This is a genomic window from Aureimonas sp. D3, from assembly GCF_001463805.1.
Taxonomy (GTDB): Bacteria; Pseudomonadota; Alphaproteobacteria; order Rhizobiales; family Rhizobiaceae; genus Aureimonas; species Aureimonas ureilytica_A.
Genome location: NZ_BBWM01000034.1, coordinates 39144 through 64487, shown reverse-complemented (window position 1 = coordinate 64487; position 25344 = coordinate 39144). Strand labels below are relative to the sequence as shown.

Genomic DNA, 25344 nt, shown 5'->3' with positions numbered 1-25344 from the left:
CTGGTATTGGGACCCTGCTTCGCGCGGATTCTCCCGCGCCTCATAGGAAATCGACAACGGGAGCGGGCGGATGATCTGGGCGGATGGGTCGGCTTTCGATCGGTGCAGACCCCGCATCCGTACGCCCGCGCGGCGACACCCTCTCCGCGCCGCTCTGGCGCTCGCGCAAGGCGCGCCGGTCGCCACCCTCCTCGTGCTTCTGGCTCTCGCCAGCCTCACCTTCGCACTGTTTCCAGGGCTGGACCTCGCCGTATCCGGCCTTTTCGCTGTTCCGGGCGAGGGCTTTCCGCTGGCGCGCAACGAGACGCTGCTCGCCATTCGCGATCTCAACCGCGCCTTGCCGATCTGGATCGCGGTCGCCCTTCTGGTGGCGCTTCTCGGGCGCGGCGTCTGGGGCGCTCGCTCGCGCCTTCCCCCGCCCCACGCCTTGCTTCATGTGCTCGGCGTCTATCTCGTTGCTTGCCTTGGCATCGTCCATATTCTGAAGAATACGATGGGCCGCGCGCGGCCGGAGCATATTCTTCTCTTCGGCGGCAACAAGACCTTCACCCTGCCCTGGCAGATCTCGAACGCCTGCCACAGCAATTGCTCCTTTTCGTCCGGCGAGGCGGCCTCGGCCATGGCCATGCTGGCGCTGGCCTATCTCGCGCCGCGCGGCTGGCGGGCGCCGGTCGCTCTCGCCCTCACGCTGCCCGGCCTCGTCTTTTCTCTCAATCGCATTGCCTTCGGCAGCCATTTCCTGTCCGACGTCGTGATCTCCTGGCTGATCGTCGCCACCACGATTCTGGCGCTGCGCTCGATCACCCATGCCTATGGTGCGCGGATCGACGCCGGTGTGGACGGGCAATGGCGCGAGCCGCTGCTCGGCGCGGCCCGGCATGTCACCTCGACCGGCCGAATGGCATGGGTGCGGACGCGCTGGCTCTTTCTTCGCGCCGCCGCCTGAGATAAGCCCCAAGGCAGTTTCATCTTTCCGGGGACTTTCCGAAACATGGCTCTTCCGCGCGACGTCAAGAAGGTGGTTCTCGCCTATTCCGGCGGCCTCGACACCTCGATCATCCTGAAATGGCTCCAGACGGAGCTGGGCGCCGAGGTCGTCACCTTCACCGCCGATCTCGGCCAGGGCGAAGAGCTGGAGCCCGCGCGCCGCAAGGCCGAGATGCTCGGCATCAAGGAGATTTTCATCGAAGACGTGCGTGAGGAATTCGTGCGCGACTTCGTGTTCCCGATGTTCCGCGCCAACGCCGTCTATGAGGGCGTCTATCTGCTCGGCACCTCGATCGCCCGCCCGCTCATCTCCAAGCATCTCATCGAGATCGCCAAGCGCACCGGCGCGGACGCCATCGCCCATGGGGCGACCGGCAAGGGCAACGATCAGGTCCGCTTCGAGCTTTCGGCCTATGCGCTGAACCCCGACATCAAGATCATCGCCCCCTGGCGCGACTGGAGCTTCAAGTCGCGCACCGACCTTCTGGAGTTCGCCGAGCAGCACCAGATTCCGGTCGCCAAGGACAAGAAGGGCGAGGCCCCCTTCTCGGTGGACGCGAACCTCCTCCATTCCTCTTCCGAGGGCAAGGTGCTGGAAGACCCGAGCGTCGAGGCGCCGGAATATGTCCATATGCGCACGATCTCGCCCGAGGCCGCGCCCGACAAGGCGACCATCATCACGGTCGGCTTCGAGCGCGGCGACGCCGTGTCGATCAATGGCGAGCGCCTGTCGCCCGCCACGCTGCTTGCCAAGCTCAACGATTTGGGCCGCGATAACGGCATCGGCCGTCTCGATCTGGTCGAGAACCGCTTCGTCGGCATGAAGTCGCGCGGCGTCTACGAGACCCCCGGCGGCACGATCCTGCTGGCCGCGCACCGCGCCATCGAGAGCATCACGCTGGATCGCGGCGCGGCGCATCTGAAAGACGATCTGATGCCGCGCTATGCCGAGCTGATCTATTACGGCTTCTGGTTCAGCCCCGAGCGCGAGATGCTGCAGGCGCTGATCGACAAGAGCCAGGAGCATGTCGAGGGCGAGGTGACGTTGAAGCTCTACAAGGGCAATGTCATGGTCACCGGCCGCACGAGCCCCAAGTCGCTCTACTCCGACAAGCTCGTCACCTTCGAGGACGACCAGGGCGCCTACGACCAGAAGGACGCGGCCGGCTTCATCAAGCTGAATGCGCTCCGCCTGCGCACGCTCGCCAAGCGCAACGGTCTCTGATCCCATCCCCTGAGAGACGAGGCCGGCGGAGCGATCCGTCGGCCTTTTGCATGGCATCGAAGCGCGTTCGATGCCGCTCTGCTGGAGGCGCAAGCGCCCGGCGCAGCCAGCGCCGCAGCGGCCCGCTCCGCCGCCCGCTTTCGCTCCCCGGTCTTCACATCGTCCACCATCCTCCCCACTTGGGAGAAAACCATATGGTGACCGAACGATGATTCCCTATTCCGTTCTCGACCTTTCGCCCATTCCGGACGGCAGCACCGCGGCCGATGCGCTGAGCAACACCTTGGACCTCGCACGCGAGACCGAGCGGCTCGGCTACAACCGTTTCTGGCTGGCCGAACACCACAACATGACGGGCATTGCCAGCGCGGCGACGGCGGTGGTGATCGGCCATGTCGCGGCCGGCACCAGCCGCATCCGCGTTGGTGCGGGCGGCATCATGCTGCCGAACCATGCGCCGCTGGTGATCGCCGAACAGTTCGGGACGCTGGCCACGCTTCATCCCGGTCGCATCGATCTGGGTCTCGGCCGTGCGCCGGGCACGGATATGCTGACGGCCCGTGCGCTACGCCGAAACTTGGAAAGCTCCGACAATTTTCCGCAGGATGTGGTGGAGTTGATGAGCTATTTCGACGAGGCCGCGCCGCACCAGCGACTGCGCGCGGTGCCGGGCGTCGGCACCCATGTGCCCGTCTGGATTCTCGGCTCCAGCCTCTACGGCGCGCAGCTCGCCGCCCATCTCGGCCTGCCCTATGCCTTCGCCTCGCATTTCGCGCCGGGCGCGCTGGAGGATGCGATCGAGGTCTATCGCCAGACGTTCCGGCCCTCGCCGACGCTGGACAAGCCCTACTTCATGCTGGCGGCCAATGTCTTCGCGGCCGAAACGGACCGGGAGGCGTTGCGCCTCAAGAGTTCCATGCAGCAGGCCTTCGCCAATCTGCGCTCGGGCCATCCCGGCCCGCTTCCCCGCCCCGTGGATGATATCGACGCGGTGATCGACCCCGCCTTCCGGCCGGGTGTGGATGAGGCGTTGCGGGTGTCGGTGTCGGGTTCGCGCGAGACGGTTCAGACAGGGCTTGCCGCATTGATCGAGCGCTACAAGCCGGACGAACTCATCTTGACCGGGCAGATCCACGACCACCGGGCCAGAGTGCGCTCCTTCGCCATCGCGGCCGAAGCGATGTTGTCTCTGGGCGCGTCGGCCATGGCGGCCGAATAAGCGGCATTGTTGCCACTACGAGGAGAGGGCGGCATCCTTGCCGCCTGAGAGGCGCCAGCGGCCGGAACCGCCGGGAACATGGTGGGGTCAGAGCACCGCGAGCGGCGTGTTGCCGATGGCGGACGCGGAGGCGCAGACGAGTTGCGGGTCGGACACGAGATTGGCGCGCAGCTTTTCCAGGCCCTTGGTCACGGCCAGGGTCTCGTCTTCGCTCATGCCCTGCATCAGCTGGTGCAGGATACGCCCGAACAGCGGCTCCAGCTCGCTCATCATGACGAAGGCTGCGTCGGTCGGCTCGATCAGCTTGGCGCGCCGGTCGCTGGAATCCATCATGCGCTTGATGAGACCGCGCGCTTCGAGACGATCGAGATAGGCCGAAAGCGTCATCGGCTCGACGCCCATTCGCTCGGCCAGAAGCGCCTGACGGGAGCCGCGAAAGCGCAAGACATGCGTCAAAGCGCGGATTTCGCCCGGCGTCAGACCGAAACCGCTCTCGCTGACCATTCGTTCGAAATACTGACGAAACAATCTAGATGTATCTGTCAGCAAGAACCCGAACATATTCCCTGTTGTAAGCTCAGACACGTCGCGACCACGCTCCTCAGGGTCACTTATAATAGACCCAAATTACTAAATTTTTTGTAATCTTCCGAAGACTTGCCTAATGTCCTAACCAGAAGTCCTTTCTAAGGGAAAGCACTTATCGACCTAACCGTGTTCCAACCTAATGAAAAGCCTGCAAATGATCGAACCTGCCCCCCTCGAACAAAAGATTGCCGAATTCGACGTTCGTGTGGCCTTCGAATCACCGGAAACCCTTCCGCATTTCGACGCGCTGTTGCCCCAGGACTTCACCCAAGGATTCGATCGGGGGATCGGGCTGCACGCCGAGGAAATCGATGCCATTGCCGCGGACCCGGCAGAGCCTGATTTCGACAATACGATTTTGGCTATGGAGCGGTCGGGACGCGCACTCAGCCGCATCGCGTCGCTGTTCTACGCTCTGGCCGGCGCGCATACAAATGACGATCTGCAGACAGTGGAACGCACTGTTTCCCCTCAGCTTTCGCGCCATTCCTCTCGCATCACGCTGAACGCCGCCTTGTTCGCGCGGATCGATCATGTCTTCGCGCGGCGCGCCGATTTCGGCCTTTCGCCCGAGGCTCTAAGGCTCCTGGAGCGCACGCATTCCAGCTTCGTGCGCTCGGGCGCCAAGCTCCAGGGCGAGGCGCGCGAGCGCTTGTCCGACATCAATGCCCGGCTGGCGGAACTGGGAACCCAGTTCTCGCAGAATGTGCTGCATGACGAGCGCGCCTTCGCGCGTCCCGTGGAGGAGGCGGACCTGGTCGGCCTGCCCGGATTTCTTCTCTCCTCGATGCGGGATGCCGCCGAGGAGCGCGGCTTGACGGGCCACGTCGTCACCCTTTCTCGCTCCGTGATTGTGCCCTTCCTGACCTTCTGCCCGAATCCTGCGCTGCGCACCGAACTTTTCGCGGCTTGGACACGGCGCGGCGAGATGGACGCGGCGCATGACAACCGCCCTATCATCACCGAGATGCTGAGCCTGCGCGCCGAAAAGGCCAAGCTCCTTGGGTTCGAGAGTTTCGCGCATTACAAGCTCGACGACACGATGGCCAAGACCCCGGCCAACGTGGAAGCGCTGCTGACGCGCGTCTGGGAGAAGGCGCGGGACGCCGCGCTACGCGATGCCGAGACGCTGCGCGCCCTGGCGGTCGACAGCGGCACGAACGCGCCCTTCACGGCGGCGGACTGGCGCTACTGGTCGGAGAAACGCCGGCACGCCGAATTCGCCATCGATGAAAGCGCCCTCAAGACGTATTTCACGTTGGACCGGATGATCGAGGCGGCCTTCGACGTGGCGAACCGCCTGTTCGGCCTGCGCTTCGAGCCCCTGCCCGGTCTCAAGGCCTGGCACCCGGACGCGCGAGGCTGGCGCGTTCTGGATCGGGACGGGACGGCGCGCGGCCTCTTCATCGGCGATTATTTCGCCCGCTCCTCCAAACGCTCCGGCGCCTGGATGAGCGCTCTGCGCTCGCAGCACGGGATCGACGGCGGCCAGACGCCGGTGATCTACAATATCTGCAACTTCGCCAAGCCGGCCAAGGGCGAGCCGGCGCTGCTCTCGGTGGACGACGCGCGCACGCTGTTCCACGAGTTCGGCCACGCCCTGCACGGGCTCCTGTCGGATGTGACCTATCCCTCGCTCGCCGGCACCGCCGTCTCGCGCGATTTCGTGGAACTGCCCTCGCAGCTGTTCGAGCACTGGCTGGATGTGCCCGAGATTCTGGAGCGTCATGCGCGCCATGCGGTGACGGGCGAGCCGCTCCCGCAAACGGAGGCCGACAAGCTCAAGGCCGCGCGCACCTATGATGCTGGGTTCAACACGGTGGAATACACGTCCTCCGCCCTGGTGGATCTTCTGTTCCACCAGGAGGGAACAGCCCCCGCCGACCCGATGGCGCGCGAGCGCGAGATTCTGGACGGGCTCGGGATGCCGGCGGAAATGGTGATGCGCCATCGCTCGCCGCATTTCGCTCATGTCTTCTCGGGCGATGGCTATTCGTCGGGCTATTACTCCTACATGTGGTCGGAAGTCCTGGACGCGGACGCCTTCGAGGCCTTCGAGAAAACCGGCGATGCATTCGACCCCGAAACGGCCCGCAAGCTTCGCGACTTCATCTATTCCGCCGGCAATAGCGACGACCCGGCCCTTCTTTACGAACGGTTCCGGGGGCGCGCGCCGGACCCGGACGCCATGATGCGCAAGCGCGGCTTCGCCGCCTGAGGGGCATGATCGGGAGCCCCGGCGAATCTGCAAGGGAGGGTCTTTGCCGACCCTCCCTTTCGCTTTTGCGAAAAATCCGTTATGAAGCGACCCAATGACCGCGAAATGGTGGGCCGTTTCCTTGAGACGCGCCCTTTGCCGCGTTCCAACTCCTTTCGGTGAGCCTTCATGAAGCTTCGCAACATCGCGATCATCGCGCACGTCGACCATGGCAAGACGACACTGGTCGACAAGCTCCTTGCCCAGTCCGGCGCGTTCCGCGAGAACCAGCGCACCGAAGAGCGGGCGATGGATTCCAACGACCTCGAAAAAGAGCGTGGCATCACCATTCTCGCCAAGGCGACCTCGGTGGTGTGGAAGGATGTCCGCATCAACATCGTGGACACGCCGGGACACGCCGATTTCGGCGGCGAGGTCGAGCGCATCCTGAACATGGTGGACGGCGCCGTCATCCTGGTGGATGCCTCCGAAGGCCCGATGCCGCAGACCAAGTTCGTGCTCGGCAAGGCGCTCAAGGTCGGCCTCAAGCCGATCGTCGCCATCAACAAGATCGACCGCCCGGACGAGCGCCACGAAGAGGTTCTGAACGAGATCTTCGATCTCTTCGTCAATCTCGACGCGACCGAAGACCAGCTCGACTTCCCTGTCGTCTACGGCTCGGGCCGCGGCGGCTGGATGGCCGATGCGCCCGATGGTCCGCAGGACAAGGGCCTGGAGCCGCTGTTCGACCTCATCCTGAAGCACGTTCCCGAGCCGGACACGGCCAGCAAGGACGAGCCGTTCAAGATGATCGGCACGATCCTGGAAGCCAACCCCTTCCTTGGCCGCCTCATCACGGGCCGTATCCAGTCCGGCTCGATCAAGCCGAACCAGGCCGTCAAGGTTCTGAACGGCGAAGGCCAGCTGCTGGAATCGGGCCGCATTTCCAAGATCCTCGCCTTCCGGGGTCTGGAGCGCACGCCGATCGACTACGCCGAGGCGGGCGACATCGTCGCCATCGCCGGCCTGCAGAAGGGCACAGTCGCCGACACGTTCTGCGATCCGCAGGTGAACGAGCCGCTCGTCGCGCAGCCGATCGACCCGCCGACCGTGACCATGAGCTTCATCGTCAACGACAGCCCGCTTGCGGGCACCGAAGGCGACAAGGTGACGAGCCGCGTGATCCGCGACCGTCTCTTCAAGGAAGCCGAGGGCAATGTGGCGCTCAAGATCGAAGAATCCGAGGACAAGGACTCGTTCTTCGTCTCGGGTCGCGGCGAACTTCAGCTTGCCGTTCTGATCGAGACCATGCGCCGCGAGGGCTTCGAGCTCGGCGTGTCGCGTCCCCGCGTCGTCATGCAGAAGGACGAAGCGACGGGTGAGACGCTGGAGCCGATCGAAGAGGTCGTGATCGACGTCGACGAGGAGCATTCGGGCGTCGTCGTTCAGAAGATGAGCGAGCGCAAGGGCGAGATGAAGGAGCTGCGTCCTTCGGGCGGCGGCCGCCAGCGTCTGGTCTTCCTCGCGCCGACGCGCGGCCTGATCGGCTACCAGTCGGAACTCCTGACCGACACGCGCGGCACGGCGATCATGAACCGCCTGTTCCATTCCTACGCTCCCTACAAGGGCGAGCTGCCGGGCCGTAACAATGGCGTTCTCATCGCCAACGCGGCGGGCGAGGCCGTGGCCTACGCCATGTTCAACCTCGAAGATCGCGGTCCGATGGTGATCGATCCCGGCGTCAAGGTTTATGCCGGCATGATCATCGGCATTCACTCGCGCGACAACGATCTGGAAGTGAACGTCCTCAAGGGCAAGCAGCTCACCAATATCCGCGCCGCCGGCAAGGACGAGGCCGTGCGCCTCACCACGCCGATCCGCATGACGCTGGACCGCGCTCTCTCCTGGATTCAGGACGACGAGCTGGTCGAGGTGACGCCCAAGAACATCCGCCTGCGCAAGCTCTATCTCGACCCGAACGAGCGCAAGCGTTTCGAAAAGAGCCGTAAGGTCGCCTGAGGCTTCTGGTCGATCTGTAAAACTCGAAGGGACGCGGCGTTCGGCCGCGTCCCTTTTTTGTTGGCTGAATGTTTATAAACCCCAACGCGCTTTACTTTCCGGCGGGAAAATTATTCGCCTATCGAACTTTTTCGTGCAGTTGGCTTCACCCCGCGCGGAATGCGTTTCAAGTAGGACTTGTCGTGTCTGCGGGACTTGGAACATCATGCCTCATTCCTCAGTCCTCCCGTCGATCTCTCTTCCGACCGGCATTACGGGTACATGGCGCTGGGATTTCGACGCCGGTCTGTTCTTTGCCGATGAGCGCGTTTGCCGCTTGTTCGACCTCCCCGCCGCCTGGGGCCGACTGGGCGTTTCATCCGAGCGCTTTCTCGAACAGCTTCATCACCAGGACCGGGTGTCCCTGACGGCGCGCGTAGCGGCCGTTCGCCGACGGCAGGACCCGTTTTTCGAGATTTATCGCGTGCTCGGTCCGGCCCAGAGCGTGATCTGGGTGCGAAGCTTCGGCCTGCCGGTGCGCGAGGCGGATGGGAGCTGCCGGTCCTATGTCGGCCTCATCCTCTCCGCGCGCGCCTCGCTGGCCGTATCCGAAGCCCCGGAGGACGAACTCGTGGATACGCTGATTCGAGCCCATGATCTGGCGGAAGGCCTGGGCATCGATATCGTCTCGCGCCTTCTTCAGGTCGTGCTTCTGGAAACGGGCCGGCAGATCGCAACGAACATGACACAGGATGCCCCGCCCTCCGGCTGACGTCGCCCAACGGTTTTTGACGCCATCCCGCTTGATCCCACCTCGCCCCGCGATAGCTCGAAGTGGAACGAGAGACAGGACGCGTCGAGGCTGAAGGACAGGACATCATGCGGGCAGTCGGATATGAAACCTCGCCTCCCGACAAGGCCGTCGAGCATCTGAGCGATCTCGATCTGCCGCGCCCGTTTCCCACGGGCCGCGATCTCCTGGTGCGCGTGGAAGCGGTCTCGATCAATCCGGTGGACACCAAGCAGCGCGGACCGCTGGACGATCCCGGTCGCTTCCCGCGCGTTCTGGGCTTCGACGCCAGCGGCGTGGTGGAAGCGGCGGGTGACGACGCGACCCTGTTTCGGCCGGGCGATGCGGTCTTCTATGCCGGCGCGGTGGATCGGCAGGGCTCCAATGCCGAGTTCCAGCTGGTGGACGAGCGCATCGTGGCGCGCAAGCCGGATCGCCTGGATTTCGCGGACGCCGCGGCGCTGCCGCTGACCGCCATCACGGCTTGGGAAACCCTGTTCGACCGGTTCCGCATTCAACCCGACGAGACCGAACGCGGCACGCTTCTGGTGATCGGGGCTGCCGGTGGGGTCGGCTCCATCGCCACGCAGCTGGCGCGCCAGTTGACGGCGCTCACCGTGATCGGCACGGCCTCGCGCGAGGAGACCCGTGCCTTCGCCCTGGAGCATGGCTGCCACCATGTGATCGATCACTCGCGGCCCATGGCCCCGCAGATCGCCGAACTCGGCCTCGGGCCGGTGGACTATGTTTTCGCCCTGACCCAAACCCCTGCACATATGAATGACATCGGAGCGCTGATCCGCCCGTTCGGCGAACTCTGCGTGATCGACAGCGCCGCGCTGGACCTCGCGCCGATCCGCTTCAAGTCCGTTTCGCTGCATTTCGAGTACATGTTTACGCGGCCTCTCTTCCAGACCGCCGACATGATCGAGCAGCATCGGCTCCTGTCGGAGATTTCGCGATTGGTGGATGCCGGGCGGCTTCGCTCGACCCGCACGCGCACGCTTTCCCCCATCTCGGCCGCGACGATCCGCGAGGGCCACAGGCTCAGCGAGACCGGCACGATGCTCGGCAAGGTCGTCGTCGCCGGCTGGCCGGAGCGGGAGGACAAGGACGCCAGCAGCGCTTGATCGCCGGGCGCGCCGACCTGGCCACCCGCACGGTTTCGTGACCGGGAAACGTCGCGGATCGGCTCGCGCTCGACGTCCGGTGCTCCCATCTCCTTCGCGACCGCCCGGCAGAGCGGATGGAATTTCCAACGGAGACCAGAACCATGGGCTTTCTCAACGGGCTTCTCGGCCTTGCCAGCGATCTCGATGTCGGCAGCCTGTCGAGGGAACTGGAGCCGGTTCTCCTGCCCAACGAAGGGATCGAGATCGCCTTTCAGCTGATGCGGGACCAGCTCGTCTTCACCGACCGGCGCGTCATCCTGATCGACAAGCAGGGCATGACCGGGCGCAAGCGTCAGTATCATTCGATCCCCTATCGCGCCGTCACCATGTTCTCAGTGGAAACCGCCGGCTCGTTCGACACGGATGCCGAATTGCGCATCTGGGTGTCGGGCCAGACCCAGCCCTTCACGCAGAACCTGTCGCGCGGGGCCAACATTGCCGGCATTCAGAAGGCGCTGGCGGGCGGCGTGCTCGGGCGCGGCTGAGGGTCTGGCGAAGCGCGAAGCAGACGAGGCATTTTCGCGCGCGTCAAGCCGTTGCCGAGCCGGCGCCGAGGGGGTACGACCCTTCCCGATGAACCATGCTCTTGCCGAATCGCCGCGTGATTTTTTATCCCGCGCAGGATCGGAAATCGCCCATCATGGTTAATGCCAGATGAAGACGATCGCCGCAGAGATCCGATTGGCCGAGGCCCGCGACGCGGCGGGTCTTTCCCGTACACACGAAGCGTCTTGGCGCGGCACCTATGCCGGGCTGATCCCCCACAAGGCTTTGTCGCGCATGATCGAGCGCCGCAATCCGGCTTGGTGGGAGAGCGCGATCCACAATCAGGCGACCATTCTCGTCTTGCAATATGGCGGCGAAATGGGCGGCTATGCGACGCTTGGGCGAAATCGCACCCGCGCGCTGGGCGTGGAGGGCGAAGTCTACGAGCTTTATCTCCGGCCCGAGTTCCAGGGCATCGGATATGGGCGGCGGCTCTTCTCGGCCGCGCGCATGTTGCTCCGCTCGCGCGGCCTGACAGGAACCGCCGTCTGGGCGCTCGAGGACAATGACGGCGCGGTTCGCTTCTACGAGGCGGAAGGGGGTCTCGACGTCGCCTCGGGCACTGAAACCTTCGAGGACGTGACCCTGCGCAAACTGGCCTTTACCTTCGCCTGAGGCGGGTTTCCGATCTGGGTTCGAGAGGGCGAGGTCGGCGTCGCCTTCGTTTGGGGTCGGCCCAGCGCTGATCTTAACCTTCCAGCAAGGAAATCAGGGCCTCCAATTGCCTCGGGGCCGGCGAGCGGTTAGACACGCGCGACGCTTTCGAGGAGTTTTCCCATGCGCATCGACGCCATCGCCCGGGGCACGAACCCACCCGAGGACATCAACGTCATCATCGAGGTGCCGGTCGGCGGCCACCCGATCAAGTACGAGATGGACAAGGAGTCCGGCGCTCTCTTCGTCGATCGCTTCCTGTACACGCCGATGACCTATCCCGGGAACTACGGCTTCGTTCCCCACACGCTGTCGGACGATGGCGATCCGATCGACGTTCTCGTCTGCTCGACGCGCCCGCTCTTCCCGAGCTGCGTGATCAACTGCCGCCCGATCGGCGTCCTCAAGATGGAGGACAACAAGGGTCTGGACGAGAAGGTCATCGCCGTTCCCTCGCCGGCCCTGACGCAGCGCTACGTGAAGGTTGAGGAATATACCGACCTGCCGGAAATCACGCTCAAGCAGATCGAGCACTTCTTCGAGCACTACAAGGATCTGGAGCCCGGCAAGTGGGTGAAGATCGGCGGCTGGGGCGATGCGGCCGAAGCGCGCAAGCTCATTTCCGAAGCTGTGACGCGCTATGACGAAGCGTCCGAAAAGGAAAAGAACAAGACGCCGGTCGGCCAGGAAAACGCCTGATCGCGTGCTCCCATTGAGCCTCACAAATTGAAAAGGCGCGGGGCTCAGATCGAGCCTCGCGCCTTTTGCGTTGGGGGTCGTGACACGGCCGAGGCCGGATCGACACGCTCCACACGTTCGCGTCAGGCGTCTTGCGACGAGGCCGCGAGCGGATGCGCGCGCAGCGCCTCGTTCAGCCTCGCCTCGTCGCCCTCGAAGCGCAACCGCTTTTCCCGCCCCTTGGAGCCCGAGGCGATCGAGAGGCTGGATTTCGGAACACCGAGACCGTCCGCGATCACACGGATCAGGGCCTCGTTGGCGAGTCCCTTTTCCGGCACGGCCCGGACCCGCGCCTCAATGCGCCACCCCTCGGGCGAAGCCTCGATCCGGTCGATCCGGTCGCTCGACGCGCGCGGCGTCAGGCGCACGGACAGAAGCATCAGATGCCCGCGCGGTAGATCGCCGGCACGATGTAGAGATAGATCAGCTGCTGCAGGAAGAAGATCGCAATCAGCACCACGAGCGGCGACAGGTCGAGTCCGCCGAGATTGGGCAGCATATTGCGGATCGGCCGATAGAGCGGCTCCGTCATGCGATTGAGCGTATCGGTGACCGTGCGCACGAAATTGTTGCGATAGTCGAGAATGTTGAAGGCCAGCAGCCAAGACAGGATGGCCGAGACGATAATGATCCACCAGAGGATGTTGAGGATCAGAAGAACGACCTGAACGACGGCAAGCATGGGGAGCCTCTGGCTGATGAACCTTGTGTGCTATCGCACAATCGGTCAGGGAGATGGGGATTTTCCTAACGCAGCCCATCCCCATGCCGCCAATTTGAAGGCCGTGGGCCGAATCAGATGCGGCCGCTTGACAGTCACCCCCTCCCCGATCTAAATCCGCTCTCACCGGTGGACGGGGCTGTAGCTCAGTTGGGAGAGCGCGTCGTTCGCAATGACGAGGTCAGCGGTTCGATCCCGCTCAGCTCCACCATTTCACCGGCCTTCCAGACAGATTCGAAGTCAAGCAAGCGAAGCCGCTCCGTGTGTCGAGCGTGGCCGGGTTGCTGTCGCGCGGCAGGCGCGGGAATTGGCCTTTAGGCTCCGCTTCCCCGGTTTGCTCGGCGCCTTCCCCACGCGCCAGGACGCTTGATGAGCGCTTGCGCGTCTGGCCTGCGATCATCCACCGCGCGTATAGGTCTGCTGGCAACACGACGGGTAGAGCCAGCAAGCGCCTTTCCGATGCCGCGAGGCTTCCGATGCAGTGGGTGCCAGCGGCAGGGCCGAGGATTGGCAACGAAGCGACGGCGAAAAGCCGCCGGCCCGCCCCAAACCCCTCTCCAGCCAACAAGTCTCCAGAGAGACCCTCAACGCAGACAAAGCCCTCCGAAACGACACAGGCCGGACGGTTGCGCGCCCGGCCTGTCCTGAGAGGGCTTTGCGCGCCTTATCGGCTCATGCGCTCGAACCCGTCTCCGCCGTCGAGATCCAGCGAGAAGCCGCCGCTGCTCGCCGGCTTGGCCGCCGCAAAGCCCGCCGCCTGCGCTTGAAGCGAATGGACAGGGTTGGCGGCCGGGCCGCTTTCGAACAGATCGTCTTCGACGGATGCCAGCTTCACTGGCAGCTTGGCGGGGCGCGCAGACTTGGGCGCGCCGGCGGAGGCCGATGCGGCGGGCTTTGCGGCAGGCGAAGCCGTCGCCTTGGTCACCGTTTTGACCGGGGCCGCCGGCTTGCGCGCGGTCTTGCGCGCTTCGGTCTCGCGATTGGTGGCTTCGATCTCCAGCGCTTCGGCCTGGATCAGCGCGTCGCGCTCGGCATCCGTCATCCGGAAGTAGCCCGCGCGCTCTTCGAGGCGGCCCGCTTCGGACGCCAGTTGCTCGGCCGTCGCCGTCATCTCGTTGGCCGCGCCGGCATTGGCCTGCGTGACCTGATCCAGCTGCCCGATCGCCTGATTGATCTGCTCGATGCCGATCGACTGTTCGCGGCAGGCCGCCGAGATTTCCGACACCAGCTCCGCCGTCTTTTTGATGTCCGGCACCAGCTTTTCCAGACGCGAGCCGGCATCCTCGGCGACGATCAGCGTGCGGCTCGACAGATCGCCGATCTCGGTCGCCGCCGCCTGACTGCGCTCGGCGAGCTTGCGCACTTCCGAGGCGACGACCGCGAAGCCCTTGCCGTGCTGTCCGGCGCGGGCCGCCTCGATGGCGGCGTTCAGCGCGAGCAGGTCCGTCTGACGGGCGATCTCCTGCACCACGGCGATCTTTTCGGCAATCTCGCGCATGGCCTGCGTCGATTGCGCCACCGCATCGCCTGTGGTGCCGGCATGTTCGGCGGCCTGCGCCGCGATCTTCTCGGTGGTGGACGCGTTGTCGGCGTTCTGGCGGATGTTGGCAGTCATCTCCTCGATCGCCGCCGAGGCCTGTTCGGAGGCCGCAGCCTGCTCGGTCGAGCCGGACGACAGCTTCTCGGCGGTGGACGCCGAGCGGGCGGAACCGGCCGCAACCAAGGACGACGAGGCGCGAACGCCCGAGACGATTTCGGAAAGCTTGACCGTCATGTCGCTCATGGCGCGCTGGAGATCGGCCAGCTCGTCACGGCCCTTCACCTCGATACGCTGCGTGAGGTCGCCCGATCCGATGCGGCGCGCCAGATCCACGGCGCGCGACAGGCCGCGCGAGATCGACAGGCCAAGCCAGGCCGCCAAAACCAGACCGATCACGACGGCGCCGCCGACCAAAGCCGACAATTGCACGAAGGTCTGGTGGTCAGCCGCGTTGATTTCCGCTGTCAACGCGTCCATGCGCTTCTTCTCGCGCGACAGCTGCGTCTTCACTTGGCTGATCATGGCGACCATGGTCGGCTGCATTCCGCCACCCAAGATCGAACGCGCGCTCTCCAAAGCCTCGGCTCGCCGGGTCGGATCGCTCGCTGGGGTCGTCAGCAAGTCCGAAGCTTGCTTGGTCATCCGCAGATAGGTCTCGATACCACCCTTCAGCGTATCGACGGACGCTCGCTCGGTTTTGGGAGCCTGTTCGCGATATTCCGCGAGTGTGGCGAACGCGCTGTCGGCTCGATCCTGAATGGCCTTTTGCGTGTCGCCGAACGTGCTGCCGTCTACCGAAGGCAAAGTGTTGACCAGGCGCCCGATGTCGGAAACGGACGTGCGAACCGAGAGCAGCCGCTCGTTCTGCGCAATGGGCCCAGTTCGCAGAGCCTCCATCCGGTTCTGCGAGGCTTTCAGGTTATAGGCCCCGATCCCGCCCAGAAACAGGCTGAGACACACCATGACGGCAAAGCCACCGGCCAATTTGGTACGGATCGATAGTTTCACGGACCCCTCCTAAACTTCTGATAGGAGTAGAAGCCGAGAAGACTGCCAATCCGTGAAGCCGGCGCGAACACCTCGAATCGCAGTGAATCGTTTCTTGCTGCAGCGGGGCGCGGCATGGTGACGCATCGATGCATTTTCTCGCGCAGCGCGTGTGGTTCGCTCCCGGAAGCGAATGAAGCCGGAGGACGGGATTCGTTCAAAACCCGGCATCCGATCCGACGCGATTGCCTCACAAAGACTTGACGCCGGACCTCCGGTTATGAATCTCTGCCGCGACCGCGCGATCTGATCCGGACACGTGGCCACGCCTGCGTTTGCAGTGAAGTTTCGGCCGTCCCCGGCTGGAGCTTCGGGCGGCGCTGGCGATTCGCATGTCCCCAGTTCCCTCGAAAGGCGGCCCCTTCCCCTCCTCCCGCTTTGCCGAAGGCTCGGGCCCCACAAGGGTAGGCGCCAAAGGCCGGGCGACTGGCGCGCGAGACGGCCGGACCCATCATGCCGAGCGACGACGCACCTCTCTCCTCTCCCTCCGGCGACGCGCCGGTCCATACGCCGGTGGACGATCGCTTCGCCGCCTTCCGCAACAAACGCTTTCTTCGCTACTGGCTGGCCCGCTTCTTCGCCGCCTTCGCCGTGCAGATCGTCTCGGTCTCCGTGACGTGGCAGATCTATGCCCTGACGCGCGACCCGTTCGATCTCGGCCTGATCGGCCTGTGCCAGTTCCTGCCGGCCTTAGCGCTCGTGCTGGTGACGGGCCCGGTGGCCGATCGCTATTCGCGGCGCTGGATCATGGGCCTCTCGACCCTGGTGGAGGGCATCGGCGCGGCGCTGCTTCTGGCGCTGACCTGGATGGATCTCGTATCGCCCGTGCCGGTCTTCGTCATTCTGATCGGCTTCGGCATCGCGCGCGCCTTTTTCGGGCCGGTAGCCTCCTCGCTCGTGGTCAATCTCGTGACCAAGGACGAGTTGGCCAATGCGGTCGCCTGGAACTCTTCCTCCTGGCAGGTCGCCTCGATCGTCGGGCCCGTGGCGGGCGGGCTTCTTTACGGCCTGTCGCCCCATATCGCCTATGGAACGGCGCTCGCGCTCTTCCTGGTGGGCTCGGGTCTCGTCCTGTCCATCTCCGCGCCAGCGCAGCATTCCTCAGGCGAGCCGGCGAGCTTTCAAACGGTCGTCGCGGGCTTCCGCTTCATCTTCCGCGAAAAGGTGGTGCTGGGCGCGATCTCGCTCGATCTCTTCGCCGTGCTGCTCGGCGGTGCCGTCGCGCTCATGCCCGTCTTCGCGCATGACGTTCTGGGCGTCGGCCCTTGGGGCGCGGGGCTTTTGCGGTCCGCGCCCGGCGTCGGCGCCATTGTGACCGCCGCCTGGCTCGCCGCCCACCCCGTGCGTGATCGCGCGGGCCATATCATGTTCGTCTTCGTCGCCCTGTTCGGCGTGTTCACGGCGCTGTTCGGCCTGTCCACGACGCCCTGGCTGTCGATCCCCGCGCTCGCCCTCATGGGCGCGGCCGACATGATCTCGGTCTATATCCGCGAAACCCTGCTCCAGCTCTGGACGCCGGACGAGGTGCGCGGGCGCGTCAACGCGGTGAACGGCATTTTCGTCGGCGCATCCAACGAGCTGGGCGAGTTTCGCGCCGGCCTGATGGCCGCCTGGCTCGGCGCGGTCCCGGCCGTGGTGATCGGCGGGATCGCGACCGTGGCGGTCGCCGCCATTTGGTCGGCCGCCTTCCCGCAGCTGCGGCAGGCCCGCAGCCTCGCCGCACGCGAATAGGCCTCGTTCAAAACCGCAACGAAAAAGGCCGGGGCGGCGATCGCCCCGACCTTTTTCATGAGCTGAATGATGACGGCCTGTCAGTGGACGAGTTCGTCCTCCGCCGAGATCGGCGCGACGGGAGGCTCGGCGGAATGCGCGAAGGCGCGGTTCCAGGCGTCGAGCGAGGCGATCTTGTAGGCTTCGGCGAGCGTCGGATAATTGAACGTGTTGTCCATGAAATAGTCGATCGTGCCCTTCAGGTTGAGAACGGCCTGACCGATATGGATCAGCTCGGTCGCGCCCTCGCCCACGATATGGACGCCCAGGAGACGGCGGGTCTTCTTGGAGAAGATCATCTTCATCATGCCCCGGTCGAGGCCCATGATGTGGCCGCGCGAGGTCTCGCGGAAACGCGCGATGCCGCATTCATAGGGAATGCCGCGCTTGCGCACGTCCTCTTCGCTCATGCCGACGGTGGAAATCTCCGGCACGGAATAGATGCCATAGGGGAAGAATTCGGGCGGCGGAGGCGGCTGAAGACCGAAGGCGTGGCAGGCGGCGAGGCGGCCCTGCTCCATCGAGGTGGAGGCGAGCGAAGGAAAGCCGATCACGTCGCCCGCCGCGTAGATATGCGGCACGGCAGTCTGGAGCGTCTTTTCGTTGACGCTGATGCGCCCGCGCCGATCCACCTCCAGCCCGGCGGCTTCGAGGTTGAGGCTGTCGGTCGCGCCCATGCGCCCGGCGGCGAAGAGCAGCATGTCGCTGGTGACGTCGCGGCCCGTGGCGATGCGGCAGACCGTGCGGCCATTGGCGTCGAACTCGATCTTGGTGACTTCCGCCCCTAGGCGCAGCGACAGGTTCCGGTCGCGCAGATCGTGGACGAAATCCTCCATCAGCTCCTTGTCCACGAAATCGAGGAAGCTGGCGCGCGGCTCGACCAGCGTCACCTGCACCTCGAGCGCGGAGAAGATCGTGGCATATTCGACGCCGATGACGCCCGCGCCGATCACCGTCATGGAGCGCGGCAGCTTCGGCACGGAGACGATCTCGTCGGAATCGAAGACATTGGTGCCGTTGAACGGCACGTAGTCCGGGCGGAACGGCTTGGTGCCGACCGCGATCAGGATGAAATGGCCGGTGACGACGCGCTCGTCCTCGCCCTCGTTGCGCACGACGATTTCGTGCGGCGAGCGGAAGGAGGCCTCGCCGCGCATGACCTTGACGCCGTTGCGCGCGAACTGGTGGTCGAGCACGTCCACCTCGTGCTCCAGCGTCTTGCTCATGCGCGCCTGGATGTCGGCGGCCGAGATGTCCTGTTTCACGCGGTAGGCCCGGCCATAGAAGCCGCGTTCGCGCCAGCCCGACAGGTTCAGGACGGTCTCGCGCATGGTCTTGGAGGGGATCGTGCCCGTGTGGACGGACACGCCGCCGACGCGGCGATTGCGCTCCACGACGAGAACGGAGCGGCCGAGCTTGGCGGCCTGTACGGCAGCCCGGCGGCCGGAGGGCCCGCTTCCGATGACGATGAGATCATAAGTCGACATGCGGCCTCGCGTGGTGCTCGGGAGACGGAAAGGAGTGAGCGCCCTGCCGTCCTAAGTCTGTTCGTGCTCCAGACTTACACCCGCGTCTGCAAAGCCCGAGTAAACTTGGCGCTCTTTGCGATGCTCTTTGTTGCGGTGCGAAGCGCGCTTCACATCGGCGGCGGCGCGGCCAGCGTGCTGCCGCTGGCGCTGCGCCCGAAGATGACGGCCAAGAACTGCTCCAGCCAGCGCTTCACCGGCGCATCGTGAACGGCGCGGCCGTGAAAATGCTCGCGGCGCGGCTGTGCGCCCGGCAGCGACAAGCGCGCATGGCCGTGGGTCGTCCAGCGATGCAGCATGGCAAGCGTCAGCTCGGCATGGAACTGCACGCCGTAGGCATGATCACCGTAGCGCATGGCCTGGTTGGGGAAATCCTCGCCTTCCGCCAGACGCGTCGCGCCATGGGGCAAGCCGAAGCCCTCGCCGTGCCACTGATAGACCATGGACGGCCAGCCCGGCATCAGGGCACGCCCGGCCGCCGTCGCTTCGATCGGGTAATAGCCGATCTCCACCAGACCGTCAGGGTGCGGGCCGACGGGCGCGCCGAGATGTTTCGCCAGCATCTGCGCGCCGAGGCAGATGCCGAGAAAAGGGCGATTCTCCTTCAGCGGAATTTCCATCCAGTCGATCTCATGGCGCAGGTGCGCATCGGGATCGTTGGCGCTCGGCGGCCCGCCGAAGACGATGGCGCCGCGATGCCGCTCCAGCGTACCGGGCAGCTTTTCGCCCAGCACCGGGCGGCGGATATCGAGCCGGACGCCCGCCGCCTCTAGCACTTGGCCGACGCGCCCCGGCGTCGAGGTCTCCTGATGCAGAACCACCAGAACCGGCCGTGTTTCATGCGGATCGTGCAGCGTGAAGCGCTTGGGCGCGGCCGCGCTTTCGGAGCGCGAATGGGGAAGGAGATCAGCCATGCTGGGGCGTGCGTACCTTGTTCTGCGCCTCGCGCTTGGCCAGCATTCGGTCCCGGCTGGAAACGCCCAGAAGCTCGGCCACGCGCCAGACCACGTTATCCTCCAACTCGTGAACATCTCCGTCCGCGAAGACGATCTCCCATAGACGTTCCACGAATTGCAGACGCTCCTCGGCGCTCCAATGGCGCAGAAGGACATGCGTGAAGCGGAAGAGATCGACCGCCTCGGCATCGGCCTCGCGCCCGGCGCGCCGGACCTCTTCGGCCCGCCAGGGGGCAAGCCCGTAATCATGGATCAGGACATCGCGCAGCGCGTCGGTTTCGCTCCGGGTAAGCGTGCCGTCCGCCTCCGCCACATGGAACAGGAGCGCCGAGGCGGCGATCAGCGGATCGTCCTCGCCGCCGAGACGCCCGGTCGGCTCGCCCGACAGGTTGCGCAGGAAGTCCTTGAAGGCGTCGAACATGGGCGGCGTCCGGTCTGGGTCGTCGGGTGGAACGGGTCGGGTCGTCGATGCGGCTTAGGACTGCGCTTCGAAAACGGTCGAGAGCGGCCCAGAGTTCAATCTGTTTCGCTGTGACGCCAGTCCTTTAGAAACAAAAAGGCCCGGAGCGCTGGGCTCCGGGCCTTTTTGTTGTTCAGCGTGGCGCGTTAGCGTCGCTTCCCATGACCGGCGTCAGGCCGGCGTGCGCTCCAGCGAGGACTCGCTCTTGCCTTCAGTCTCGTGGTGAGCCGCGGCCGCTTCGTTCAAAGCGGCGGCTTCCGCTTCGTCCGCCGGCAAGCGCGCGTCGATGAAGACACGGCGGTTGGGGTCGGTGTTGGGAACATGCTGCATTCCGCGCATCATGCGCCCGACGCGGGCGACCAACGCCGGATCGCTGTCCTGCGGCACCGTCCATTCATAGGCGTCGAGGCGGCCCGTGGTCGGCGAGACCGGACGCCAGCCCTCGGCCGGCGCGCCGTCCACGGTCCAGGACGGGTCCTTGGGCGCGTGAAGGGCACGGCTCATCCACTGGCGCACCAGCGCGTCATTGCCGGTTTCGGCATCCTCGATATCGGCCAGAAGCAGATAGGCCGATTCGCGCGGCGCCTGCTCGGCCGCTGCCATGGCTTCGACGCGGGCCGTGCCGAACTCGCGCGCGTCGAGCGCGGCACGGGCGAGCGCCATGCGCGATTCGATATGGCCGGGTTGGAGGCTGGCGAGATGGCGCGCGCGCTTGAAGCGCTCGGCCACGCCGTCGCCCGGCCAGAGATGGATGTAGAGCGCGGCGAGCTCGGGATGCGGATTGGCCTTCCAGCCCGCTTCCAGCGCCTTCTGGGCCGCGCGATACTCGTTGAGCCGGATCATGGAACGCGCGGCGATGACGCCGGCGGGCACCAGATCGGGGGCGAGCTTCTGCGCTTCGCGGGCGGCGTTCCTGGCGCCGGCCGGATCGCTGTCGGCGAGTTCCTGCGCCTTGCCGGTCAGGAGCACGGCGCGCAGGCGGCGGCTTTCCGCCTTGTCCACCAGGCGCGAGTCGCGCTGCGCCTCCAGAATGTTCAGAGCGCCGTCATAATCGCCTTGCGCGGCCTTGAGGTCGAGAACCGCGCCGCCGGCCCAGGGCACATGCGGGGCGATGCGCACCGCGCGCTCGGCATAGGAGCGCGCCGCTTCCCGGTCGCCCAGGCGCTCGGCTTCGAGATACAGACCGCGAAGGCCGACCAGCCGGGTCTCGGGATCGCCTTCCAGCGTCTCGAAAATGGAGCGCGCCTTGGCGTGGTCGCCCTCGATCAGCGCGGTCTGCGCGTCGAGGAAGCGCACCATCGGCTCGCGCCGGTTGGAAAGCTGCTTCTGCGCCTGCTTGACGAGGCGGCGCGCCATGACGGCATCACCCGCGCCGGCGGCAATCATGCCGGCCGAAAGCGCGCGATAGCCCTTGTCGCGGCGGCGCGTCGAGAAGAAGCGCGACACGCGGTCGGGCGCCTTGAAGAAGCCGCGCACCAGCCAGAACAGAAGCACGGCCGCGACCACGAGCGCGATCTGAAGGATCACGAAGACGGTGAAGCTCGTGCCCACCTCCTGGCCTTGCCAGAGGATGGAGACGGAGCCCGGATGATCGGCCAGCCAGGCAAAGCCAAGGCCGCCCGCGAGCACGACGAGGAAAAAAGCGAGAATACGCAGCATGTCAGCCCTGCGACGCGGAAGCGCCGACGGCGCTGTTGATGGTCTGGCGAATGAGATCGTCCGCGCTGGCGCGGGCGCGAACCTTGTCGGCGAAGCCTTGCGAGACGGACTTGGCGGCCTCGGGCAGCTTGTCCCACTCGGTCAGCCAGCCGGCGAAGTCGCCGCGCTGGAGCGCCTCGTCCATGCGCGCGACGGCCGCTTCCGGCCCCGGAGCCTCGGCCGTCACGTTGGAGCCGGCGGGGCGAACGGTGACGAGCGAGCGCAGGCTGTCGAGAACCTGCGTCTTGACGTTGGCCGTGTTGTCGACCGGGCGCAGCGCGGTCAGGATCTGCGATTCCGCGTCGCGCCACTGGGTGTCCAGCGCGGCGGTGGTGGGAACGCCGGAGGCCGCGAAATTGCGCAGCGAGGCGACGGCCTCGCCCGTGTTGCCGCTCGCCTTGGCGAAGCTTTCCAGCTCCTGCATGAAGGGGCGACCGCTGTCGATCGCGCCTTTCAGCCCGGCCGCCGACAGAGCGATGGCGGCGCGGCGGTTGGCTTCCTCGATCGATTGGACGCGGGTGCCGATCTGGTTGACCGTTTCGCGCGTCTCGTTGGCGGCGGTCTGGGCGTTCTGGGCCGCCTGCTGCGCGTTCTGCGCGGCGGTCTGGGCCGCCGTGGCGGCGGTTTCTGCGCGGGTGGCGATGCCTTGCGCGTCGGTCGCGGCGGCTTCCGCCTTGGTGGCCGTGTCGCGCGCGCTCGTGGCCGCGTCATTGGCCTCCTTGGCGGCGGCGGCGGAATCGCCGTTGGTCTGCGCATAGCGCTCGTTGGCCGTGACCCGGTCCGAGAGCTGCGTGAACTCGGTGCGCGAGACATTGCCCGAGCCCGCGCCGCCGGCCGCTTGGGCCGACTGGAGCTGCTCGACCGTGCCGCGCAGATTGCCGATATCGCCGGTCAGCTTCTGCACTTCGCCGGCCGTGGCGAATTGCTGGGTCGGGACGGCCGCCTGTTGCGCCGCCGGAGGGCGAACCGCACCGGAATAAAGAAGCGCCGCACCGCCGCCGAGCGCGATCACCGCGCCCAGAAGTCCCGCGCCCAGAAGCGGGCCGAAGCCGGGGCCGCCATGCGAAGCGCCGGCCGCCGCGTGATAGGGGCTGGAGGTCAGCGGGTCGGGGCCGGCCGGCTCGGAATGCGTGCCGGGCAGAACCGTCTCGTCGTCCTCGAATTCGCCGAGATCGCGCCGCTTGGCCGCGACGCCATCCTCGCGCAGGGGATCGACCGGCTTGTCGCCCTCGGGCGAAAGCGGGTCGGCCGCGCCGGGCGAAAGAAGTCCGGCCTCGCTCGCAGCGCCGGACTCGGCGGGCGTGGTTGTAGCGGGCACGGAGGCGACAAGAGCCGGGTTCTCCAGCGCGTCGGCCGAGGCGCTGCCGCTGGCGATCTCGTTCTTGCGCTCGCGCGCCGCCGCGTCCTCCGCCGTGGCGGAGAGGAGCGCATCCTCGTGGCGCTCTTCCGGCGTCATGGCCTCGTCGCGGGGCCTCGTCGTGTCGTTCATCGAAAGCGTCTCGTCCTGTTGGGCCGCTGCGGCCGGGCCCGTCTCAATATCACTTTCGGCGCCCTCGGGCTTGGCGACGCGCTCGGCTCCGAGGTCGATCGTGGTTTCCGGTCGTGCGCCTGGCTTCGACCGGCGCGGACGATTGGCCATCCGAGAACTCCTTCATGTCGCATCCCATGGGCGGCTGGCTGGCGAACCGGCCGGCGCGAGCCGAATTCCCTTCGGCCGATGTATCGGACGAGTCAACGTCTCGATCTAGCGTGCGCTCCGCAAGCTGCAACGAAAAGATGCTCAATCGCGCCCTTCGCTCCAGTTTTTGATCGCGTCCACCAGCGAGACGAAGCGCGGAGCTTCGGCCACCACCGCATTCTTTCCAAACTGGGGCGAAAGTTCCAGTGCGATCGCGTCCGAAAGGCAGAAGAGTGCGACATCTTCCCCTAGGACATGACCCGCGCGTTCCGCGAAGCGCCCGAACGCCCGCGCCTGCCCGCGCGAGAGGATGAGCACGCCCTGCGCCGGCCCGCCGGCGCGGGCCTGTTCCAGCGTCGCATCGCTCGGCATGGCGGGCACCGTGTCATAAGCTTCCACCACCCGAAGCGGCAGGCCGGCTCTCGCAAAACCCGCTTCCAGATCGGGCAGGCGCACCCGCCCGGCAGCATAGAGAAAGGTCTCGCCCGCCCGCGTCGGCAGCATGTCGGCGAGGCCCACGAGATCCGCCGCCCGGCCCGGCCCCGCCCGCACATCGGCAAAGCCGGCCGCGCGCAGGGCCTCGGCCGTCATCTCCCCCACAGCCAGAACCGGCAGGGCACTGCCGAAATAATGGCGCGCGAGCCAGGGCACGGCATGGCGGCTGGTGACGACCAAGCCGGCAAGCGGGTTTTCGGGCGGCGCGGGGTCGAGCGGCGCAATCATGCTCAGCGGCAGGAGAACGGGTTCGAAGCCGGCTTCGCGCAGAAGCACAGCCGAGCGCTCGCCATCCTCGCGCTCGCGCAGAACCAAAAGACGAAGAGGAGGCCGCGTGCTCAGCGCCGCCAGCCCTCGAAGAACTCCGCCCCGGCCTCCGCCACCAGCCGCAGCGCCGCGTCCTCGGCCATGCGAAGCGCGTCGGCCCGGCTGCCTTCGACATGGGTCTCGTGCATCCGCGCGCCATCCGGCGTCAGGATCATACCGTGAAAGCGGAACTGATCGCCCTCCAGCGTGCCATGGGCGGCGATGGGCGTACGGCAGGAGCCGTCGAGAACCGCCAGAAAGGCGCGCTCGGCCGCCAGAACGCCGTGCGTGTCCGCATGATCGACGGCCGCGACGAGCGGGGCGATGCGCCCGTCCCCGTCCCGGATCTGGATGCAGATGGCCCCCTGCCCCGGCGCGGGCGGGAAGCTCTCGCTGTCCAGAATCTCGCTTGCCACCTCGGCGTCGCCGAGGCGCTTCAGCCCGGCCAGCGCCAGAAGCGTGCCTTCCACCTCGCCCGCGGCGAGCTTGGCGAGGCGCGTCTGCACATTGCCACGAAAGATCACGAGTTCGAGATCGGGCCGTATCCGGCGCAGAAGGGCCTGCCGGCGTAGCGAAGCCGAGCCGACGCGCGCGCCTTGCGGTAGGTCCGCGATGCGCGAGACCGAGCGGCCGATGAAGACGTCGCGCACATCCTCGCGCGGGAGATAGGCGGCGAGCGCCAGCCCGTCGGGCACATGGGTCGCCATGTCCTTGGAGGAGTGGACGGCGAGATCGACCCGCCCATCCAGAAGCGCTTCCTCGATTTCCTTGGTGAAGAGCCCCTTGCCGCCCGCCTCCGACAGCGCCCGGTCCTGAATCCGGTCGCCCGAAGTGGACAGGACGGTGATCGCGAAATCCTCCTCGCGCAGGCCATGCGCGGCCATCAGGCGAGCCCGCACCTCTTCGGCCTGCGCCAGCGCGAGGCGGCTGCCGCGCGTGCCGATGCGGATGGGCTGGGTCATGGGTCTGCCTTCCTTGCCTCAGGCTCCCGGCCGAAGGGAGCTTGAAGGGATCGCCGATCTGGAACCCTTCG

Annotated in this window: 22 protein-coding genes and 1 tRNA gene; 12 read left to right on the top strand and 11 right to left on the bottom strand. The window is 66.0% G+C overall.

Annotation, left to right across the window (positions count from 1 at the left end; genetic code table 11):
* Nucleotides 1–70: 70 nt before the first annotated feature.
* The 3 genes from AUL36_RS09545 to AUL36_RS09535 all read left to right on the top strand — a co-directional run bounded on the left by AUL36_RS09545 (nt 71) and on the right by AUL36_RS09535 (nt 3431).
* On the top strand, nt 71–946 hold the full coding sequence (locus AUL36_RS09545; RefSeq protein ID WP_062220036.1) for a phosphatase PAP2 family protein: 876 nt from the start codon (nt 71–73) through the stop codon (nt 944–946).
* A gap of 45 nt (nt 947–991) precedes the next feature.
* Nucleotides 992–2212 carry an argininosuccinate synthase gene (locus AUL36_RS09540; protein ID WP_062220034.1) on the top strand — a complete coding sequence of 407 codons (1221 nt, stop codon included), beginning with the start codon at nt 992–994 and terminating at the stop codon, nt 2210–2212.
* 208 nt (nt 2213–2420) lie between these two features.
* On the top strand, nt 2421–3431 hold the full coding sequence (locus tag AUL36_RS09535; RefSeq protein WP_062220032.1) for an LLM class flavin-dependent oxidoreductase: 1011 nt from the start codon (nt 2421–2423) through the stop codon (nt 3429–3431).
* Nucleotides 3432–3518: 87 nt separating this feature from the next.
* Here the strand turns inward: AUL36_RS09535 and AUL36_RS09530 are convergent, their stop codons facing one another.
* The gene (locus AUL36_RS09530) at nt 3519–3935 is read right to left on the bottom strand and encodes a MarR family winged helix-turn-helix transcriptional regulator (RefSeq protein ID WP_244497090.1); all 417 of its coding nucleotides are present in this window, start codon (nt 3933–3935) and stop codon (nt 3519–3521) included.
* A gap of 238 nt (nt 3936–4173) precedes the next feature.
* Between AUL36_RS09530 and AUL36_RS09525 the strand changes: the two genes are divergently transcribed.
* From AUL36_RS09525 to ppa, 7 genes are all read left to right on the top strand, one after another.
* Nucleotides 4174–6237, top strand: a complete 2064-nt coding sequence (locus AUL36_RS09525) for a M3 family metallopeptidase (protein ID WP_062220153.1) — start codon at nt 4174–4176, stop codon at nt 6235–6237.
* Between the two features lie 168 nt (nt 6238–6405).
* Nucleotides 6406–8235, top strand: coding sequence for a translational GTPase TypA (gene typA, locus AUL36_RS09520; protein WP_058599424.1), 1830 nt, complete (start codon nt 6406–6408; stop codon nt 8233–8235).
* Nucleotides 8236–8440: 205 nt separating this feature from the next.
* Entirely contained in the window at nt 8441–8986 is a 546-nt protein-coding gene (locus AUL36_RS09515; RefSeq protein WP_062220027.1) for a PAS domain-containing protein, read from the top strand.
* 107 nt (nt 8987–9093) lie between these two features.
* Nucleotides 9094–10134, top strand: coding sequence for a zinc-binding alcohol dehydrogenase family protein (locus AUL36_RS09510; protein ID WP_062220025.1), 1041 nt, complete (start codon nt 9094–9096; stop codon nt 10132–10134).
* 143 nt (nt 10135–10277) lie between these two features.
* Nucleotides 10278–10661 carry a PH domain-containing protein gene (locus AUL36_RS09505; RefSeq protein ID WP_062220023.1) on the top strand — a complete coding sequence of 128 codons (384 nt, stop codon included), beginning with the start codon at nt 10278–10280 and terminating at the stop codon, nt 10659–10661.
* Nucleotides 10662–10830: 169 nt separating this feature from the next.
* Nucleotides 10831–11337 carry a GNAT family N-acetyltransferase gene (locus AUL36_RS09500; RefSeq protein WP_058599420.1) on the top strand — a complete coding sequence of 169 codons (507 nt, stop codon included), beginning with the start codon at nt 10831–10833 and terminating at the stop codon, nt 11335–11337.
* 162 nt (nt 11338–11499) lie between these two features.
* The gene (gene ppa / locus AUL36_RS09495) at nt 11500–12075 is read left to right on the top strand and encodes an inorganic diphosphatase (protein ID WP_058599419.1); all 576 of its coding nucleotides are present in this window, start codon (nt 11500–11502) and stop codon (nt 12073–12075) included.
* Between the two features lie 122 nt (nt 12076–12197).
* On the opposite strand, the gene AUL36_RS09490 is transcribed toward ppa, so the two are convergent.
* Both AUL36_RS09490 and AUL36_RS09485 read right to left on the bottom strand, forming a co-directional pair.
* A complete protein-coding gene (locus AUL36_RS09490; RefSeq protein ID WP_062220021.1) occupies nt 12198–12494 on the bottom strand; it encodes a DUF167 family protein in 297 nt (98 codons plus the stop codon).
* The gene (locus AUL36_RS09485; RefSeq protein WP_058599418.1) at nt 12494–12796 is read right to left on the bottom strand and encodes a YggT family protein; all 303 of its coding nucleotides are present in this window, start codon (nt 12794–12796) and stop codon (nt 12494–12496) included. The genes AUL36_RS09490 and AUL36_RS09485 overlap by 1 nt, the downstream gene beginning before the upstream one ends.
* A 174-nt stretch (nt 12797–12970) precedes the next feature.
* Here AUL36_RS09485 and AUL36_RS09480 point away from each other — a divergent pair.
* Nucleotides 12971–13046, top strand: a tRNA-Ala gene (locus AUL36_RS09480).
* Between the two features lie 453 nt (nt 13047–13499).
* Here AUL36_RS09480 and AUL36_RS09475 read toward each other — a convergent pair.
* Nucleotides 13500–15383, bottom strand: a complete 1884-nt coding sequence (locus AUL36_RS09475) for a HAMP domain-containing methyl-accepting chemotaxis protein (RefSeq protein ID WP_156418321.1) — start codon at nt 15381–15383, stop codon at nt 13500–13502.
* 492 nt (nt 15384–15875) lie between these two features.
* Here AUL36_RS09475 and AUL36_RS09470 point away from each other — a divergent pair, with 492 nt between their 5' ends.
* Nucleotides 15876–17153, top strand: a complete 1278-nt coding sequence (locus AUL36_RS09470; protein WP_244497089.1) for an MFS transporter — start codon at nt 15876–15878, stop codon at nt 17151–17153.
* 80 nt (nt 17154–17233) lie between these two features.
* On the opposite strand, the gene sthA is transcribed toward AUL36_RS09470, so the two are convergent.
* The 7 genes from sthA to hemC form a co-directional block, all read right to left on the bottom strand.
* Nucleotides 17234–18679 (bottom strand): Si-specific NAD(P)(+) transhydrogenase, encoded by a 1446-nt coding sequence (gene sthA, locus AUL36_RS09465; RefSeq protein WP_058636443.1) that lies wholly within the window; start codon nt 18677–18679, stop codon nt 17234–17236.
* A gap of 149 nt (nt 18680–18828) precedes the next feature.
* A complete protein-coding gene (locus AUL36_RS09460) occupies nt 18829–19632 on the bottom strand; it encodes a glutamine amidotransferase (RefSeq protein WP_062220017.1) in 804 nt (267 codons plus the stop codon).
* Nucleotides 19625–20095, bottom strand: a complete 471-nt coding sequence (locus AUL36_RS09455) for a TerB family tellurite resistance protein (RefSeq protein WP_058599414.1) — start codon at nt 20093–20095, stop codon at nt 19625–19627. Before AUL36_RS09455 ends, AUL36_RS09460 begins: the two co-directional genes overlap by 8 nt.
* A 210-nt stretch (nt 20096–20305) precedes the next feature.
* A complete protein-coding gene (locus AUL36_RS09450) occupies nt 20306–21793 on the bottom strand; it encodes a heme biosynthesis protein HemY (protein ID WP_244493376.1) in 1488 nt (495 codons plus the stop codon).
* 1 nt (nt 21794) lies between these two features.
* Entirely contained in the window at nt 21795–23471 is a 1677-nt protein-coding gene (locus AUL36_RS09445) for a hypothetical protein (RefSeq protein WP_062220015.1), read from the bottom strand.
* Nucleotides 23472–23612: 141 nt separating this feature from the next.
* Nucleotides 23613–24320 (bottom strand): uroporphyrinogen-III synthase, encoded by a 708-nt coding sequence (locus AUL36_RS09440; protein WP_062220013.1) that lies wholly within the window; start codon nt 24318–24320, stop codon nt 23613–23615.
* Nucleotides 24321–24343: 23 nt separating this feature from the next.
* On the bottom strand, nt 24344–25273 hold the full coding sequence (hemC, locus tag AUL36_RS09435) for a hydroxymethylbilane synthase (RefSeq protein ID WP_062220011.1): 930 nt from the start codon (nt 25271–25273) through the stop codon (nt 24344–24346).
* Nucleotides 25274–25344: the final 71 nt, after the last annotated feature.

What these genes read in the sequence shown, in the direction of transcription:
- AUL36_RS09515 (WP_062220027.1), top strand. Translation starts at nt 8,441, where the DNA reads ATGCCTCATTCCTCAGTCCTCCCGTCGATCTCTCTTCCGACCGGCATT.
- AUL36_RS09545 (WP_062220036.1), top strand. Translation starts at nt 71, where the DNA reads ATGATCTGGGCGGATGGGTCGGCTTTCGATCGGTGCAGACCCCGCATC.
- AUL36_RS09525 (WP_062220153.1), top strand. Translation starts at nt 4,174, where the DNA reads ATGATCGAACCTGCCCCCCTCGAACAAAAGATTGCCGAATTCGACGTT.
- AUL36_RS09500 (WP_058599420.1), top strand. Translation starts at nt 10,831, where the DNA reads ATGAAGACGATCGCCGCAGAGATCCGATTGGCCGAGGCCCGCGACGCG.
- AUL36_RS09505 (WP_062220023.1), top strand. Translation starts at nt 10,278, where the DNA reads ATGGGCTTTCTCAACGGGCTTCTCGGCCTTGCCAGCGATCTCGATGTC.
- AUL36_RS09490 (WP_062220021.1), bottom strand. Translation starts at nt 12,494, where the DNA reads ATGCTTCTGTCCGTGCGCCTGACGCCGCGCGCGTCGAGCGACCGGATC.
- AUL36_RS09470 (WP_244497089.1), top strand. Translation starts at nt 15,876, where the DNA reads ATGCCGAGCGACGACGCACCTCTCTCCTCTCCCTCCGGCGACGCGCCG.
- ppa (WP_058599419.1), top strand. Translation starts at nt 11,500, where the DNA reads ATGCGCATCGACGCCATCGCCCGGGGCACGAACCCACCCGAGGACATC.
- typA (WP_058599424.1), top strand. Translation starts at nt 6,406, where the DNA reads ATGAAGCTTCGCAACATCGCGATCATCGCGCACGTCGACCATGGCAAG.
- AUL36_RS09485 (WP_058599418.1), bottom strand. Translation starts at nt 12,796, where the DNA reads ATGCTTGCCGTCGTTCAGGTCGTTCTTCTGATCCTCAACATCCTCTGG.
- AUL36_RS09530 (WP_244497090.1), bottom strand. Translation starts at nt 3,935, where the DNA reads ATGGTCAGCGAGAGCGGTTTCGGTCTGACGCCGGGCGAAATCCGCGCT.
- sthA (WP_058636443.1), bottom strand. Translation starts at nt 18,679, where the DNA reads ATGTCGACTTATGATCTCATCGTCATCGGAAGCGGGCCCTCCGGCCGC.
- AUL36_RS09450 (WP_244493376.1), bottom strand. Translation starts at nt 21,793, where the DNA reads ATGCTGCGTATTCTCGCTTTTTTCCTCGTCGTGCTCGCGGGCGGCCTT.
- AUL36_RS09510 (WP_062220025.1), top strand. Translation starts at nt 9,094, where the DNA reads ATGCGGGCAGTCGGATATGAAACCTCGCCTCCCGACAAGGCCGTCGAG.
- AUL36_RS09455 (WP_058599414.1), bottom strand. Translation starts at nt 20,095, where the DNA reads ATGTTCGACGCCTTCAAGGACTTCCTGCGCAACCTGTCGGGCGAGCCG.
- AUL36_RS09445 (WP_062220015.1), bottom strand. Translation starts at nt 23,471, where the DNA reads ATGGCCAATCGTCCGCGCCGGTCGAAGCCAGGCGCACGACCGGAAACC.
- AUL36_RS09460 (WP_062220017.1), bottom strand. Translation starts at nt 19,632, where the DNA reads ATGGCTGATCTCCTTCCCCATTCGCGCTCCGAAAGCGCGGCCGCGCCC.
- hemC (WP_062220011.1), bottom strand. Translation starts at nt 25,273, where the DNA reads ATGACCCAGCCCATCCGCATCGGCACGCGCGGCAGCCGCCTCGCGCTG.
- AUL36_RS09535 (WP_062220032.1), top strand. Translation starts at nt 2,421, where the DNA reads ATGATTCCCTATTCCGTTCTCGACCTTTCGCCCATTCCGGACGGCAGC.
- AUL36_RS09540 (WP_062220034.1), top strand. Translation starts at nt 992, where the DNA reads ATGGCTCTTCCGCGCGACGTCAAGAAGGTGGTTCTCGCCTATTCCGGC.